The sequence below is a fragment of the Streptomyces sparsogenes genome, from assembly GCF_001704635.1.
Classification (GTDB): domain Bacteria; phylum Actinomycetota; class Actinomycetes; order Streptomycetales; family Streptomycetaceae; genus Streptomyces; species Streptomyces sparsogenes.
This window is the reverse complement of sequence record NZ_MAXF01000023.1, coordinates 15,211-30,651: the sequence shown is the minus strand read 5'-3', so window position 1 is coordinate 30,651 and position 15,441 is coordinate 15,211. Positions and strand designations below refer to the sequence as shown.

General features: G+C 72.7%; 13 protein-coding genes. 7 read left to right on the top strand and 6 right to left on the bottom strand.

Translation table 11 applies throughout. From position 1 onward, the window contains the following. Positions 1–260 precede the first annotated feature (260 nt). Entirely contained in the window at positions 261–1,169 is a 909-nt protein-coding gene (locus BBH68_RS04370; RefSeq protein WP_065958926.1) for a LysR family transcriptional regulator, read from the bottom strand. A gap of 442 nt (positions 1,170–1,611) precedes the next feature. On the opposite strand from BBH68_RS04370, the gene tnpA reads away from it, so the two are divergent. From tnpA to BBH68_RS04350, 4 genes are all read left to right on the top strand, one after another. Further along, positions 1,612–2,034 carry an IS200/IS605 family transposase gene (gene tnpA / locus BBH68_RS04365; RefSeq protein ID WP_104531217.1) on the top strand — a complete coding sequence of 141 codons (423 nt, stop codon included), beginning with the start codon at positions 1,612–1,614 and terminating at the stop codon, positions 2,032–2,034. After that, a complete protein-coding gene (locus BBH68_RS04360; RefSeq protein ID WP_065958924.1) occupies positions 2,031–3,239 on the top strand; it encodes an RNA-guided endonuclease InsQ/TnpB family protein in 1,209 nt (402 codons plus the stop codon). Before tnpA ends, BBH68_RS04360 begins: the two co-directional genes overlap by 4 nt. Positions 3,240–3,361: 122 nt before the next feature. Continuing rightward, positions 3,362–3,625: a DUF6011 domain-containing protein gene (locus BBH68_RS04355; RefSeq protein WP_065958923.1), complete on the top strand. Its 264-nt coding sequence runs from the start codon at positions 3,362–3,364 to the stop codon at positions 3,623–3,625. Between the two features lie 102 nt (positions 3,626–3,727). Next, positions 3,728–4,228 carry a DUF3515 family protein gene (locus BBH68_RS04350; RefSeq protein WP_076970993.1) on the top strand — a complete coding sequence of 167 codons (501 nt, stop codon included), beginning with the start codon at positions 3,728–3,730 and terminating at the stop codon, positions 4,226–4,228. An 8-nt stretch (positions 4,229–4,236) separates the two neighbouring features. Here the strand turns inward: BBH68_RS04350 and BBH68_RS04345 are convergent, their stop codons facing one another. Beyond that, positions 4,237–5,073 (bottom strand): hypothetical protein, encoded by an 837-nt coding sequence (locus BBH68_RS04345; protein ID WP_065958921.1) that lies wholly within the window; start codon positions 5,071–5,073, stop codon positions 4,237–4,239. A 321-nt stretch (positions 5,074–5,394) separates the two neighbouring features. After that, positions 5,395–6,141, bottom strand: coding sequence for a DUF4232 domain-containing protein (locus BBH68_RS04340; RefSeq protein ID WP_079150793.1), 747 nt, complete (start codon positions 6,139–6,141; stop codon positions 5,395–5,397). Between the two features lie 122 nt (positions 6,142–6,263). Here BBH68_RS04340 and BBH68_RS04335 point away from each other — a divergent pair, with 122 nt between their 5' ends. Beyond that, entirely contained in the window at positions 6,264–7,619 is a 1,356-nt protein-coding gene (locus tag BBH68_RS04335; RefSeq protein WP_107500861.1) for an alpha/beta hydrolase family protein, read from the top strand. A 36-nt stretch (positions 7,620–7,655) separates the two neighbouring features. On the opposite strand, the gene BBH68_RS04330 is transcribed toward BBH68_RS04335, so the two are convergent. Next, positions 7,656–9,227, bottom strand: a complete 1,572-nt coding sequence (locus tag BBH68_RS04330) for a beta strand repeat-containing protein (RefSeq protein WP_065958920.1) — start codon at positions 9,225–9,227, stop codon at positions 7,656–7,658. A 144-nt stretch (positions 9,228–9,371) separates the two neighbouring features. Further along, the gene (locus BBH68_RS04325) at positions 9,372–10,109 is read right to left on the bottom strand and encodes an IPT/TIG domain-containing protein (protein ID WP_065958919.1); all 738 of its coding nucleotides are present in this window, start codon (positions 10,107–10,109) and stop codon (positions 9,372–9,374) included. A gap of 466 nt (positions 10,110–10,575) precedes the next feature. Here BBH68_RS04325 and BBH68_RS04320 point away from each other — a divergent pair, with 466 nt between their 5' ends. Further along, positions 10,576–11,979, top strand: a complete 1,404-nt coding sequence (locus tag BBH68_RS04320) for a YncE family protein (protein WP_065958918.1) — start codon at positions 10,576–10,578, stop codon at positions 11,977–11,979. Between the two features lie 6 nt (positions 11,980–11,985). Here BBH68_RS04320 and BBH68_RS04315 read toward each other — a convergent pair whose 3' ends face one another. Beyond that, complete coding sequence (locus BBH68_RS04315) at positions 11,986–12,609, bottom strand: TetR/AcrR family transcriptional regulator (protein ID WP_065958917.1); 624 nt, start codon at positions 12,607–12,609, stop codon at positions 11,986–11,988. Between the two features lie 225 nt (positions 12,610–12,834). Here BBH68_RS04315 and BBH68_RS04310 point away from each other — a divergent pair, with 225 nt between their 5' ends. Then, positions 12,835–15,354 (top strand): glycoside hydrolase family 3 protein, encoded by a 2,520-nt coding sequence (locus tag BBH68_RS04310; RefSeq protein WP_065958916.1) that lies wholly within the window; start codon positions 12,835–12,837, stop codon positions 15,352–15,354. The last annotated feature ends 87 nt before the right edge of the window (positions 15,355–15,441 follow it).

The window sequence follows — 15,441 nt, the reverse complement described above, 5'->3', positions numbered from 1 at the left end:
GTCCGTTCGTGTTCGATATTTCGTCACACGTTCGAAATCCTGGCGTGACGGTAGTCACCGGGTGTAAGGGGTGTCAATGGTCGGGGGAAACGGTTGTCGAATGATTTTCTACTTTGTTGATTTTCTGCTGTGTGTGGGAGCCGGGGCGGGGTGGTCGCAGGTTCGTTGTCGAACGGATACCGGATCGGGGCCTGCGCCCCCCTTGCGCTCCGTGAGCCCCCGTGCGTGGGTGCGAGACCGGGCGGGCCGGGGCACGCCGGTCACGGATGCCGGTCGGGCAGGCGGTGGGTCATGAAGGGCCTGCTGGTGATGAACTCCCGGAACCTCAGGGCGGCTTCGGCCAGGTAGGTGTCGCGGTTCCACACCAGGGTGAGCAGCCGGTGGCAGCCGGGCGCGTCCAGGTGCACCCAGGCGACCGGGACGATCGCGTCCGTACCGGTCTGGCGGGACATGGCCGGGATGAGGCCGATGCCGAGTCCCGCGCTGATCATGTCCTGGCTGGAGGCCGGTTCGTCGCCTTCGCACGACAGCAGTGGCCTGAGCCCCTCGGCCGCGAACAGCCGGTCCAGGAGCGCGCGCTGCCAGTGGCCCGGGCGTGTGGTGACGAACGGCTCGTCGGCGATCTCGGGGATCGTCACGCTCTCCCGCCCGTCGAGCCAGTGTCCGCGCGGGACCGCGAGCAGCACCTCCTCGCGGGCGAGCTGGATCGACTCCAGGTTGCTGCCGGTCAGCGGCTGCGAGGCCACGCAGAAGTCGACCTCTCCGGCCCGCAGTTGGCGGGCCATCTCCTCCGCGTTCGACTGGTAGAGCCGAACGTCGGCGCGGGGGTAGGCGGCACGGAAACTGCCGAGGGCGTGGGTGATCGTCAGGAGGGTCTCGGAGGCGACGCTGACCCGGCCCAGCCCGGTGTCGCGGGCGCCGCGCAGGGCCCTGCGGCCGTCGTCCAGCTCGCTCAGGGCGCGCTCGGCATGGCGCAGGAAGATCGCTCCGTACTGGTTCAGCCGGATACGGCGGCCCTCCCGGTCGAAGAGCGGGGTGCCCAGCTCGGCCTCCAGGCGCGCGATGGTGCGGCTGAGCGAGGGTTGGGCGACGCGCAGCTCCTCCGCGGCGCGGCTGATGTGTTCGTGGCGGGCGACCACCTGGAAGTAGCGCAACTGCAGCAGATCCACGGTCCACCCTTCCCTGATGCCTCCGCGGTTATCTTCACATACCCAAACTGGTCTTGGAGCGCATGAGCGATTTTCCCTACGGTCTTCAGCGGGTTCACCGCACGGATGAGGGGCGCCACGGCGCCCGGCATCCGCACACGCGAAGCGAGGGCCCCAGCCACCCGCCACCCGCCGTCCCCTCGGCCACCCGCCCCCCAGAAAGGCCGCACCATGAGCGCTGCGGATCTGGCCCGACTGCAGTTCGCGGCCACGACCGGCATCCACTGGCTGTTCGTGATCCTCACCATCAGAACCTAGCCCGGGGACGCCCCGCTTGAGCGGGGTGGGGAATGGCTTCTCTGGATTGCTCTGACCTCAACTCGGTGCACGGATCTGCGCTGTTCACCTGTACCGCCTTTCTGCCGCACTAGACGTGTTGCGTGTGTATAGTGATCGCGTGACTGTGACCAGGAAGGTTCGCCGCTTCTCCGGCGGCGTGTACGACCTCGGCCTCCACGTGGTGTGGTGCCCGAAGTACCGCCGTCCGGTCCTCGGCGGACGGGTCGCGGAGCGCCTCGACGAGCTGATCCGGCAGAAGGCCGACGAACGCGGGTGGGAGGTCATCGCCCTTGAGGTGATGCCCGACCACGTGCACCTGTTCGTGAAGCACGACCCGAAGTCGTCGGCCTCGTACGTGGCGAACCAGTTCAAGGGCTTCACATCCCGCGTGCTGCGCGAGGAGTTCCCGCACCTGAAGTCACGGATGCCCACCTTGTGGTCGTCGTCGTACTTCGCCGCCTCGGTCGGTGCCGTGTCGGCGGCCACGGTCGAGAAGTACATCAACACCCAGTGGGAACGCCCGCGGAAGAAGGGGGACAGCTCTTGATCCGCGCGTATAAGTTCCTCCTGCGCCCCACGGCCCGTCAGACGGCCGCGCTCGGCGAGATGCTGCGGGACCACTGCTCCCTGTACAACGGCGCCCTCCAGGAACGCCGTGACGCCTACCGGCACACCTCCAAGGCAAACGTCCGCTACGGGGACCAGTCCGCCCAGCTCAAGGAGATCCGGGCGTTCGATCCCGAACGGCAGGGCCGCTGGTCGTTCTCCTCCCAGCAAGCCACCCTGCGCCGCCTGGACAAGGCGTTCCAGGCGTTCTTCCGCCGGGTCAAGACCGGGCAGAGCCCGGGCTACCCCCGCTTCAAGGGCGCAGGGCACTTCGACACCGTCACCTTCCCCAAGGACGGCGACGGCTGCCGATGGGACCCCACCCCCCACGACCCCGTCACCCGCGTCCGCATCCAGGGTGTCGGGCACGTCCGTGTGCACCAGCACCGGCCCGTGCGCGGCCGGGTCAAGACGATCTCGGTGAAGCGAGAGGGAACCCGCTGGTACATCGTCCTCTCCTGCGACAACGTGCCCGCCGAGGAACTGCCGCCCACCGGGGCGATTGTCGGCATCGACATGGGCGTCGCCCACTTCCTCACCACCTCGGACGGCGAACACGTCGCCAACCCGCGATTCCTCACCGCGATGGCTGATGAGCTGGCCGAGGCGCAACGGAGCCTCGCCACGTTCCCGAAGCGGACCCGGCAGCGCACCAAGCGCCACCGCGCGGCGGCCCGGAAGGTCGCCAAGCTGTACGGCAAGATCCGGCGGCAGCGCGCCGACTTCCACCACAAGACCGCCCGCGCGCTTGTCCGTGACCTCGACGTGATCGCGCACGAACGGCTGAACACGGCGGGCTTGACCAAGAGCCCCGCCCCCAAGCCCGACCCCGACCAGCCCGGCGGCTTCCTGCCGAACGGTGCTGCCGTGAAGGCCGGGCTCAACCGCAGCATCCTCGACGCGGGTTGGGCGCAGTTCCTCGGAATCCTGGCGAACAAGGCTGAGAGTGCCGGTCGCCTCGTGGTCCCGGTGGACGCGCGCAACACCTCCCGCACGTGCCCCGAGTGCGAGCACGTCGCGAAGGAGAACCGCGTCACCCAAGCGAAGTTCGAATGCACGGCGTGCGGGTTCGCGGCGAACGCGGACCACGTCGGCGCGAGGAACGTCCTCAGCAGGGCCGGGCTGGCCCTCTGCACGGCGGCTTAGCCACCGACGCAGGAAGCCCGCGCGTTTACGCGTGGGTGGAGTCACGACCTCACCCCGGACGCGCCCGCGGGCGTTCGTACGCCGGCTGTGGTCGGCGCCGGCCGAGGTGGTACACCGGAGCCATGACCACCGACGACCCCGCCACGCCGCCCACCGCGTCGCCCGCCTCGCCACCCGCCTCGCCACCCGCCGCGCTCCCCGGCCTCGGCGAGGAGCCGCTCTCCGCGCGTCGCCGCGTCACCTGCCGTATGTGCGGGCGCCCCTTGCGGGGGCGTGAGGCGCGGCTGTGGGGGCTGGGCGACGAGTGCCGGGCCAAGCTGGCGGTGCGCGGCGCCCCGAAGCCGCCCGCGCACGATGTCGAGCAGGACACGCTGCCCGGGATCTGACGCGGACGGTGTGCCCTGGCGGCGGCCCGTCGGAGTGCCGGTGGGACGATGATCCGCACGGGCCGGTGGAAGGGTCGGCCGGCGGGGGTGAGGAGCGGGTTCGTGAGGTTGGTCCCTCGTTCTCGGACGGCGCGCGTCGCCGTGGGGGTGGCCGCTGCCGGGCTGGTGGTCGCCGGCGTGTACGTGGCGGGCGTGGTGACCTCGCCGGCGTACGGCGTGGCGGCGGCGCCCCGGGGCGACGCACCGGAGTGCGCGCGGATCGCGGAGGGGTATCCGGACGACCTCGGCGGCCGGGAGCGGGCGCCGGGAGGGGCGGCCGGGGTCGCCGTGTGGGGGGACCGGGCGGTGGTGTCGCGCTGCGGGGCGGTGCCGCCCGTTCCGACGCCCGACCCGTGTGTGAATGTCGACGGGGTGGACTGGGTGGTGCGGGAGACCGCGTCCGGGGACGGCCGGAAGGTCGTCATCACCTACGGCCGGGACCCGGCGGTGGAGGTCTTCATCTCCGGCCGGGTCGCCGAACTCGACGCGGTGCTGGTGGACCTCAGCAAGGCGGTCAAGCCCATCCGCCAGCGCGACAAGTGTCTTGACTCCCGCGGGCGCTGACCCCGCCGTCAGCGTGAGCCGCGCTTCTCCCAGTCCTCGCGGTCGCGTTCGTAGACCTCCTCCGGGGCGAGCAGGCCGGTCGCGCCGGTGGCGCGGAGGAAGTCGGGGTCCAGGCAGTTGTCCCAGTCGTCGGCGCAGCGGTGCTGCCAGGCGGGGCCGTCCCAGTCGTCCTCCTCGCGGGCGCGGTGGACGACGCGGCCACGCCAGCGGTATTCGATCCAGGTGACGTCGGGGTGGTCGTCGGCGAGCGGGGCGAGCCAGTGGGGGTGGAGGGCGGTGAGGGCCTCGCCCTCGTCGTTCGGCGTGGTGGGTGTGGGCAGGGCCGCCGGCGGCGGGTCGGGCAGGGGAGTGGCGGGCGTGGCCATGGGGCCGACGTCGGCGTAGCGGCAGTTGCCGGTGCGGTAGCTGCCGGCGACGAACAGCCGCCAGGAGCCGTCCGGGTGGCGCCGCCAGGGGGCTTCGGGGCCGACGGGCGGGCGGTCGCCGGCGGTGGTCGCCACGCGCACCTCGTCGAATCCGTAGCGGCAGTACCGGTGCGGGCCGTCGTTGACGTCCCCCTGCCAGATGATGTCCTGGTCACCGCCCTCGTTGTAGTGCCGGCCCCAGAGGGAGCCGTAGAGGTACGGGGCGTGGTCCTGGCTGAAGTTCACGATGTCCGGGCTCTTGCCCGAGCCGTACTGGATGTCGACGTAAGCGCCCTCCGGCCCGCGCCGGGTCACCACCGGGACGTGGTACGAGCCGTGGCGGCCGAGCAGCATCCAGGTGATCCACTGTGCCTCGACACCGGTGATGCGGTCGTCGGGGCGGGCGTAGACCCGGATGGCGTCGGTGAAGATGTTCGACATGCGCCCATGGTGTCAGCCGCGCCGGCCGTGCCGACCGCGCCGGACGGTGGCGCGGTGGGGGCGCGCCAACGTCGGTGGTGGCCAGGGGGTTTGCATATGATGCGGGCGGCCTCGCAGCCGCGGGGCCCGCGTGTGTTTCTTGTGAGAAAGGCGGACCACCACCGTGGCCGATGACCAGGACGATGTAGTCCACGAGGTGCTGGACGAGCTGGAGGACGCCCTGGAGGACATGGGCATCGACATCGAGCTCGACGGCGACTGAGCGGCGAACCGAGCGGGGAGGGTAGCCGACGGCCGTTGGCTACCCGTCCCGCGTGGGGCTCACCGTGGGGTGGCCGGGGCGCTCGGGCGGGGCGCGGGGGTCTTGGCGGGCTTGTCGAGGGCGCGCCAGGGGCTGACGCCCAGCTTGCCGGTGTTGCCGAGGTCGATCAGTTCCGTCACGGTCTGCCGGGGGCTCCCCTCGGCCGGGGCCACGTCCAGCGCCTCGCCGTTGACGGCCGGGTTCGTGGCGTCGGTCACGGTGTTGCGCCACGCCAGGCCCGCCACCGCCGTCTGGCCGGGGCGCAGGGTCACCTGTCGGGGCGCCGCGTCGAAGTGGTCGAGGGTGGCGATGCCGGCGGAGCCGTGGGCCACGCGGATGTCCAGGGGCTTTCCGTCCCCGTCCAGGACGCGGACGGTCGGGTAGCCCTTCACCGTGTAGGGGCGCTTGCCGCAGTTGGTCAGCTTCAGGGACATGACGCGCAGGCCCATCGCGGCGCCCGGCTCCTCCCCCTGGACGACCACCCCGGACTCCGGGCAGGGGGGCGGCGTGGCGGGGGTGGGGGTCGGCAGCTCGCCGTAGCTGGGAAGGTCCTTGGGAAGTTCCTCGGCTTGGACGGGGCGGGAGGGGGCGGGGGGCGGGGCGGGTGCCCCGACGGTCTCGGAGGCGGGCTTGGTGCCGCAGGCGGCGAGGAGGCCGAGCAGGGCCGCCGTCGTGCCGAGGGCGGCCAGGCGGGGGAGCGTGGATCCCGGCCGTCCGACCGGGTCCGGGTCCGCGGGTCTCGCGCTCGTACGGCCAAGTGTGGTCATGTCGGCATCCTCGCACGCTCGACCACGAGTTCGACCGGCGGACCGGGAACCCGACGAAAGTAAGACGCACACCTGGCGTTCGACAGTGGGGCGGGGGCGCGGGGGCGCGGGAGGGTCTGGGCATGCGATTCAAGACTTCCGCCGTGTCCCGGCTGTCACGGCGTCAACTGCTCGGCGGGCTGGCCGCCACGGGCGCCGCCGTGACCCTCGCCTCCGCCACCGTCGCTTCCGGGGCGGTGCCCTCCGGGGACGGCCGGGGGAAGGGCCAGGCAGGCCGTAAGGGAAAGGCGCGGGCCGATGACGGCCTGCGGGTCGAGTTGCCGGCGCCCACGGGCCCGTACCCGGTGGGGATGACCGAGCTGCACCTGGTGGACCAGGGGCGCGAGGAGCGGTGGGGGCCCGGGGTGCGGGAACTCATGGTGAGCGTGTGGTACCCCGCGCGGAAGGACGCGGGCACGGACGCCGCGCAGGCGCCCTACATGCGGCCGGGCGCGGCGGAGGTGTTCGGGGCGGGCGCCGAGCGGATCCTGAAGGTGGAGCACGGGGCCGTCGACTGGGGCGGGTTCCCCACCTACGCCCGCGAGGGGGCGGCCGTGGCGCGCGGCCTGGGGCGCAGGCCCGTCGTGCTGTACTCGCCCGGGATGTACAACGAGCGCACGCTGGACACCGGCGCGGTGGTGGAGCTGGCCGGGCAGGGCTATGTCGTGGTGACGGTCGACCCCACGTACGAGGCGCACGCCGTGGAGTTCCCCGGCGGGCGGGTCGTCGAACCGTCGCCGGAGATCGGCAGGATCGAGCCGGTCGCCGAGCGCAACAAGGCGGCGCTGGAGGTGCGGGTGGCCGATGTCCGTTTCGTGCTGGACCGGCTGGAGGTGCTGGCGCGCGGCGGCAACCCCGATGCCGGTGGGCGGCGGCTGCCCAGCGGGCTGGGCGCGGCGCTGGACATGGCGCGGGTCGGCATGTTCGGACACTCGCTCGGGGGCATGGCGACGGCGGAGGCCATGCGTCTTGACCGCCGGATCCGGGCCGGGGCCAATCTGGACGGGCCGCTCGGCTACGACTGGTCCGACCCCGACCAGCTGCTGCCGGTCGCGCACAGCGGGCTGGACCGGCCGTTCCTCCTGATGGGCGCGTGGCTGGTGACCACGTCGGAGCGGCTGCCGCACACCCATGAGCACTCGCCGTCCTGGCGGGCGTTCTGGCAGAACTCCACGGGCTGGAAGCGCGACCTGTGGGTGCGGGAGGCGGAGCACAACTCGTTCACCGACTACGAGATCGTCCTCCCCGCACTCGCCGAACACCTCACCCTGCCGGAGGGGCTGCGGAAGCAGATGATCGGCACCGTGGACCCGGCCCGCTTCACGGCGAGCCGGCGGGCCTACCTCACCGCGTTCTTCGACCGGCACCTGCGGGGGCTGCACCGGCCGCTGCTGGACGGGCCCTCCCCGCGCCACCCGGACGTGCGGTTCATCGGCTAGCGCGAGGCACCGCCGGGGTCCGACGGGTGCGAGGCCTTATCCCGGCGGGGGCACGTAGGTGAAGGTCAGGTTGTTGCTGGTGCCGCCGGTGGCCGTGACGTTGACGTTCGTGGTGCCGGTGCCGGGCGGGGCGACCGCGGTGAGCTGGGTGTCGGAGAGCACCGTGTACGCGGCCGAGACGACGCCGAAGTGGACGGAGGTGGTGGTGGCCAGGTTGGTCCCGGTGACCGTCACGACCGTGCCGCCGCTCTCCGGGCCCAGGTTCGGGTTGAGGCCGGAGAGGGCGGGGGCCGCCATGTAGGTGTAGGTCAGATTGTTGCTGGTGCCGCCGGGGGTGGTGACGTTGACGTTGGCGGTGCCGGTGCCGGGCGGTGCCGCGAAGGAGACCTGGCTGTCGTTCAGGACGGTGAAGGGCACCGACGCGGCCCCGATGTGCACGGCGGTGGTGAGGGTGAGGTTCAAGCCGTTGATCACCACCGTGTTGCCCCCGTTCGCCGGACCGCTGGGCGGGGCCAGGGAGGTCAGCGCGGGCGGTGCCACATAGAAGTAGAACGCGCCCGGACCGCTGGTGCCGCCCGGGGTGACCACGTTCACCGCCACCGCCCCGGCCACCCCGGGCGGGGCGGTGGCGGTGATCTGCGTGGCGGAGTTGACGGTGAAGGAGAGGGCCGGGGTGGTGCCGAACAACACCTGGGTGGCGCCGGTGAAACCGGTACCGGTGATCATCACGGTGGTGCCGCCGGCGGTCGGGCCCTGGCCGGGGCTGACCGTGCCGACCGTGGGGATGGCGGAGTAGGTGTAGGTCAGGTTGTTGCTGGTGCCGCCGGGGGTGGTGACGTTGACGTTGACCGAGCCGGTCCCGGGCGGGGCGACCGCGGACACCTGGGTGCCGGAGAGCACGGTGAAGGCGACCGAGGTGGCGCCGAAGTGCACGGAGGTGGTGTTGGCCAGGTTGGTCCCGGTGATGACGACGGTGTTCCCGCCGGCCTGGGGCCCCGCGGACGGGGACAGCGAGCTGATGGCCGGGCCGCTGACGTAGGTGTACGTGAGCGTGTTGCTGCCGCCGCCGGGGGTGGTGACCTTCACCGGCACGCTGCCGCTGCCGGCCGGGGCGGTGGCGGTGATCTGGGTGGGGGAGTTGACGGTGAAGGAGGGGGCCGGGGTGGCGCCGAAGAGCACCTGGGTGGCGCCGGTGAACCCGGTGCCGGTGAGGACGACGGTGTTGCCGCCGCCCGCCGGCCCCGAGGCCGGGCTGAGCGAGGCGAGGGTCGGGGCCGTCGCCGTGCCGTAGGTGAAGGTGACGTTCTGGGTGCTGGTGCCGTTCGGCGTGGTGACGGTGATCTGCACGGTGCCGCTGCCCGTGGGCACGGTCGCGTTGATCTGCGTGTCGGAGACCACGGTGAAGGAGGACAGCGCGGTGCCGAACCTGACTTGCGTGGCCCCGGTGAGTCCGCTGCCGGTGATGACGACCGCCGTGCCGGCCGGCCCGCTGCTGGGGCTGACCGAGGACACCACGGGCGCGGCCGCGGTGGCGTGGGCATCGGTCCGTGCGGTGGCCTCGGGGTCGGCGGCGGGTGGCCGGGGCGAGGGGGCGGGTGGCGTGGGCACGGCTGCGCCTTTCTCGTCTCCGTGGTCGGAGGCGTGGATCCGGGTCAGGGTCGCGGTGTGCCGGAGGGGAGGGCGGGATGAGGGTGGGGAGCGCGCGGCGAGGGGCGGGAGGCGGCAGGGCCGCCTCCCGCCCCGGGGAGCCGATCAGGTGGGCGGGGGAACGTAGGTGAAGGTCTGGGTGGAGTCGGTGCCGCCGGGGGTGGTCACGTTGACGGTGACCGTCCCGGTGCCGGGCGGGGCGTACGCGATGAGCTCCGTGTCGCTGTTGACCACGAAGGCGGCCGAGGCGGCGCCGTAGGTCACGCTCGTGGTGTCGCTGAGCCCGGTGCCGGTGATGGTGCTGGCGGTGCCGCCGGCCTCGGGGCCGCTCGCCGGGTTGATGCCGGTCGTGGTGGGCGCGTCCACGTACGAGAAGAACAGCCCGTTGGTGGAGCCGCCCTTGGTGGTGACGGTGATGGGAACCGTCTGGGCGCCGGTGGCGGTCGGGGCCGTCACCGTGATGGTGTTGTCGTTCACCACGGTGGGCGTGGCCGAACCGACGGTGCCGAAGGTCACCGACGAGGCGGTGGACAGGTTGGCGCCGGAGATGGTGGTGGTCGCGCCGGTCAGCGGCCCCGAGGTATTGCTGAGGGTCGTCTTGATCGGCTGCGGGACGTAGAAGTAGTTGACGGGGCTGGTGGTGCCGCCGGGGGTGGTCACCGTGACGCCCACGACGCCGCTGCCCGAGGGGGCGGTGGCGGTGATCTGGGTGGGGGAGTTGACGGTGAAACTGGCGGACTTGTTGCCGAATTTCACGCTCGTCGCGCCGGTGAAATTGGTGCCGGTGATGACGACCGAGTTTCCGCCCGCCGCGGGGCCTTGGGTGGGGTTGAGTGTTGCCATGGGGGGCTCCTTTTGTGGGGTGCGGCATGTCCCCGGGGCCGGGCGGCGAGGGCGTCTCCACTGCCATGGATCGCGGAGCTGCCGAGCCGGGGCCCCTGCGGGCTGCTTGCGCCCGGGAGGGGAAACCGCTGGACGAGAGGGGGATGGGGGACCTCGTTGCCGGCGGATCGAGGCTCGCGACCGTGGCTTGTAGCCGGTATCGCCACGAGACGGCCACCTCTCTGGATCGATTGAACGGAATACTCGATCGGGTGAGAAGGGCGCATACGATACTCGTGGGGGTGAATATGACTGTATGAAAAAGCGACGCCTTGGGGAATTCCGCGCGGTGGTGCCCCAACAGGCGGCAATACACCCCTTCAGCGGGTCGGCCATCGGCTGCTGCAATTCTTCTGATCAGGAAAAAAAGGGGGGTGTCCCTGCGCGGCCGTGCCGAACATACCGGAGCCGCGCGGAAGGAGTTCTCATGTCGCTCCCCACATCACCGCCGCAGGCCCCCGCCCCGCTGGCAGACCCGCTGACCCAGATACCCGTCGGCCACGGCCCCATCGGTATCGCGATGGCACCCGACGGCGCCCACGCCTATGTCACCAACTTCGGCTCGGGCACGGTCAGCGTCATCGACACCGCCACCAAGGCCGTGACCGCCACGGTCACCACCGGCGCCGGCCCCTGGGGGATCGCGGTGTCCCCGGACGGGACCCAGGTCTACGTCAGCAACTTCGGCGCCGGCTCGGTCAGCGTCATCAGCACCCCGACGAACACCGTGGTCGCCACCATCGGCGGCATCACCAGCCCGGTCGGTGTCGACTTCGCGCCGGGCGGGCAGTTCGCCTACGTGGTCAGTCAGGGCGGGAACGCGGTGGTGCGGGTGGACACCGCCACCCGCGCCGTCGTCGCGACCGTGCCCGTCGGCACCAGGCCGTACAACGTCCTCATCACCCCCGACTCCAGCCGCGCCTATGTGAGCAATTTCGGCGGGGACACGGTCAGCGTCATCGACACCGCCACCAACACGGTGCTGACCACCATCACCGGCTTCGACCTGCCCCGAGGCCTGGCCCTGACCAAGGACGGCCTGCGCCTGTACGTGACCGACTACGGCGGCAACACGCTGTCCGTGGTCAGCACGGCCGGCAACACCGTCGTGCGGACGATCGGTGCCCAGTCCATCCCGTTCTTCGTGGCGGTGGCCCCCAACGGCGGGCGCGCGTATGTCAGCGTGGACGGCACCAGTTCGGTGCAGGTCATCAACCCCGCGACGGACACCGTCACGGACACCGTGCCGGGCTTCAACGTGCCCAACTGGCTGGCGGTCACCCCCGACAGCCGGTACGTGTACGTGGTCAACAACGGCGGCGACTCGGTCAGCGTGTTCAGCCCACCGCTCGGTGTCCTGCCCGAGCAGGGCCCGATCGGCGGCGGCACCACGGTGACCATCACCGGCCGCTACCTCACCGGCGCCACCGCCGTGAAGTTCGGCTCCCGGCCGGCCAGGAGCTTCACCGTACTGGACGACAACACCATCATGGCGGTGACCCCCGCGGGCAGCGGGGCGGTGACGGTGACGGTGACCACACCCGGCGGAACACGCCCCCTCGGCCACTTCTACTACATCCCCCCGCCCCTGCTCACCGTCCTCACCCCGGTCGGCGGCCCGGTGGGCGGCGGCAACACGGTGGTGCTCAGCGGCAGCCGTCTCAGCACCGCCACCGAGGTGAGGTTCGGGACCACGCGCATGTTCCCCACCGTGGACTCCGACAGTCAGATCACCGTGATCGCCCCGGCGGCGGCCGGGCCGGGCAACGTCCTGGTCCAGGTGATCACGCCGGGCGGCCCCTCCAACACCCTCACCTACACCTACGCGTAGCGATCGTCAGCCGCGCGGCGCGGCCGACCGGCCCAGCAGGGTGAGGAAGGAGCGGAAGGCGGCGGGCATGTCCACGCCCTCCGGGTCGTGCAGCCACTGGTACTGCAGCCCGTCCATCACCGCGACCAGCAACGGCGCGGCTTCCTCGGGGGTGAGCCCCCCGGGCAGCCGGTCGCCGAACTCGCCGCGCAGCGTGGCCGCCATCTCGGCGCGCACCCGCTCGTAGCGGCGGGTGAAGAACTCGCGGGCCGGATGGTCGTCGGTGACGCTCTCGCCGAGGAGGGCGGAGAAGGTCTGCACGACGCCCGGCCGCATGGCGTTGTACTCCACCAGCGAGGCGAGCAGGTCCAGCGGCCAGCCGCCCGAGGCGCTGGGCCGGGCGGAGCCGGTGTCCCACTGGTCGCGCTCGTCGAGCACCGCGACCAGCAGCGCCTCCTTGGTGGGGAAGTAGTGGAGCAGGCCCTGCTGGGTGAGGCCGACGCGCTCGGCGACCGCGCCCAGGGTGGCGCCGCGGTAGCCCCGCTCGGCGATCACCTCGAGCGCGCGGCGGACGATCTCGGCGCGCCGCTCCTCGCCGCGCGCGCCGCGTCTGGTGGCGTCGCCCCCGCCGCTCCGCGTCCGTTCGGCCATCGCCGTCCCCGCCCTTCCCGCTCGCCGTCCTGAACGCCGCCTTGAACGCCGTCCGCCGTGGACGTTCGTCCGCCGCTCGCCGACCGTACGACATCCCCGCCCCCGCGCCGCCCCCACGGGGTCGCATAACGAAAGGGTAACCATACCTACCGGCTTACAGGGAGGCGTGGGTGGCCGGGCCACCATGGCCTGAGCCGACGGGCATGACGACGAGGAGGTGGCGCCGTGAACGACGGGAGCGCCGTGGACGCCGTGGACGCCGTGGAGAACGCGCTCGGCAAGCTCGACCTGGACACCAAGGCGCGGTTGCTCGCCGGTCAGGACATGTGGTCGCTGCCCGCCGTCCCGGAGATCGGGCTGCGGTCGCTGGTCATGTCGGACGGCCCGATCGGCGTGCGCGGCGTGCACTGGACCGCCGACGACCCCTCCATCGCCCTGCCCAGCCCCACCGCGCTGGCCGCGACCTGGGACCCCGCCCTGGCCCGCCGCGCCGGCCACCTCCTCGCCCAGGAAGCGCGCCGCAAGGGCGTGCACGTGCTGCTGGCGCCGACCGTGAACCTGCACCGCTCGCCGCTGGGCGGCCGCCACTTCGAGGCGTACAGCGAGGACCCGTACCTCACCGGCGAGATCGGCACCGGGTACGTGACCGGCGTCCAGGAGGGCGGGGTGGGCACGACCGTCAAGCACTTCGTCGCCAACGACGCCGAGACCGAGCGCTTCACCGTCGACAACCGGGTCGGCGCGCGGGCGCTGCGCGAGCTGTACCTCGCCCCCTTCGAAGCCATCGTCAAGAACGCCCGCCCCTGGGGCGTCATGGCCGCCTACAACGGGGTGAACGGCTCCACGATGACCGAACACCGCGAGCTCCAGCAGGGGGTGCTGCGCGGCGAGTGGGGATTCGACGGGTTCATCGTGTCCGACTGGCTGGCCGCCCGGGACACCGTAGGGGCCCTGCTCGGCGGGCTCGACGCCGCCATGCCCGGCCCGCGCACCGTCTACGGCGAGGCGCTGGCCGCCGCAGTACGCGCCGGTCGGGTCGCCGAGGCCGACGTGGACGAGGCGGTGCGCCGGGTGCTCCGGCTCGCCGCCCGCGTCGGGGCCCTGGAGGGCGTGGCCCCGGCGGTGCCGGTCGCCGACCGGCCGGAACCCCTCGGCGACGGCGGCGGCCCGGCGCTGGCCCGCGAGATCGCCCGCCGCTCCTTCGTGCTGCTGCGCAACGAGCCCGGCCCCGACGGCCGTCCGACCCTGCCGCTGGACCCCGCCCGGGTGACGGGCGTGGCGCTGCTCGGCGCGGCCGCCCGCGACGCCCGGGTGCTCGGCGGCGGCTCGGCCCAGGTCTTCCCCGAGCGCGTCGTCTCCCCGCTGGAGGGGCTGCGCGAGGCGCTGCCGCCGGGCGTGCTCACGTACGCCGTCGGGGCCGACCCCACCGACGAGCTGACCCCGGCCGCCCAGGGGTTCGAGCTGCGCGCCGTCGTGCGCGACGGGGACGGGCGGGTGCTGGGGGAGTCGAGCCTGCCGAGCGGCGAGGTGCGGTGGCTCGGCGACCTGCCGGAGGGGGTGACGTACGAGGAGCTGCACACCGTCGAGATCACCGGCACCTTCACCCCGCGCGAGAGCGGCCCGCACGCCTTCGGCACCCGGGGCCTGGGCGGCTTCCGGCTGTCCGTGGGCGACGCGGTGCTCTTCGAGGGGGTGCAGGACATGGCGGACGCGCGCGACCCCTTCGAGGCGGCCTTCGGCGAGCCCGCCCCGCGCGGGACCGTCGAGCTGACGGCCGGTCTGCCCGTACGGGTCGGCCTGACCTGCCGGGTCGTCAAGCTCGAGGACGCGCCCCTCCAGGCGGTGTGCGTGAGCCTGATGCACCGCGCCCCCGAGCGCGACGCGGACGAGCTGATCGAGGAGGCGGTGGCGGCGGCCGGAGCCGCCGAGGCCGCCGTGGTGGTGGTCGCGACGACCGAGCGCGTCGAGAGCGAGGGCTTCGACCGCGCCGACCTGCGGCTGCCGGGCCGTCAGGACGAACTGGTGCGGCGCGTCGCCGCGACCGGAACCCCGACCGTCGTGGTCGTCAACGCCGGCTCGCCCGTGGAGATGCCCTGGCGCGAGGACGTCGCGGCGGTGCTGCTGAGCTGGTTCCCGGGCCAGGAGGCGGGCGCGGCGCTCGCTGATGTCTTGCTCGGGGCCGAGGAGCCCGGCGGGCGGCTGCCCACCACCTGGCCGGCCCGCCTGGCGGACGCCCCGGTCAGCGAGGTCCGGCCGACGGACGGCCGGCTGAGCTACGACGAGGGCGTGTTCATCGGCTACCGGGCGTGGGAGCGGCGCGCCGCCGAGCGGCCGGAGGCCGCGCCGGCCCCCGCGTACTGGTTCGGCCACGGCCTCGGCTACACCGAATGGGCCTACGAAGACGCCGATTTCACCCCGGCAGCGGAGCCGGGCGACACCCTGGGCACGCTCACCGTCTCGGTCCGCAACACCGGGGCGCGGGCCGGCCGTGAGGTGGTCCAGGTCTATCTCGCGGTGCCCGGGGGAGACGGCGAGGAGCGGCCGGCGCGCCGCCTCGCGGGCTTCGCCTCGGTGACCGCCGGGCCGGGCGAGCGGGCCCGGGTGGCCATCGCGCTGCCGCGCCGGGCCGCGGAGGTCTGGGACGAGGCCGCGCACACGTGGCGGCTGGTCCCCGGCACGTACACCGCCCAGGCGGCCCGCAGCATCGCCGACCCCCGCCTGTCCGTCCCGGTGGCTGTGGTCTGAAGGAGGGATTTGCGGTGAGTATGAGACGGCGACACGCCGACCCGACGGCGTGTCGCCGTCTCATACTCACCACAACCTCCCGCGCGG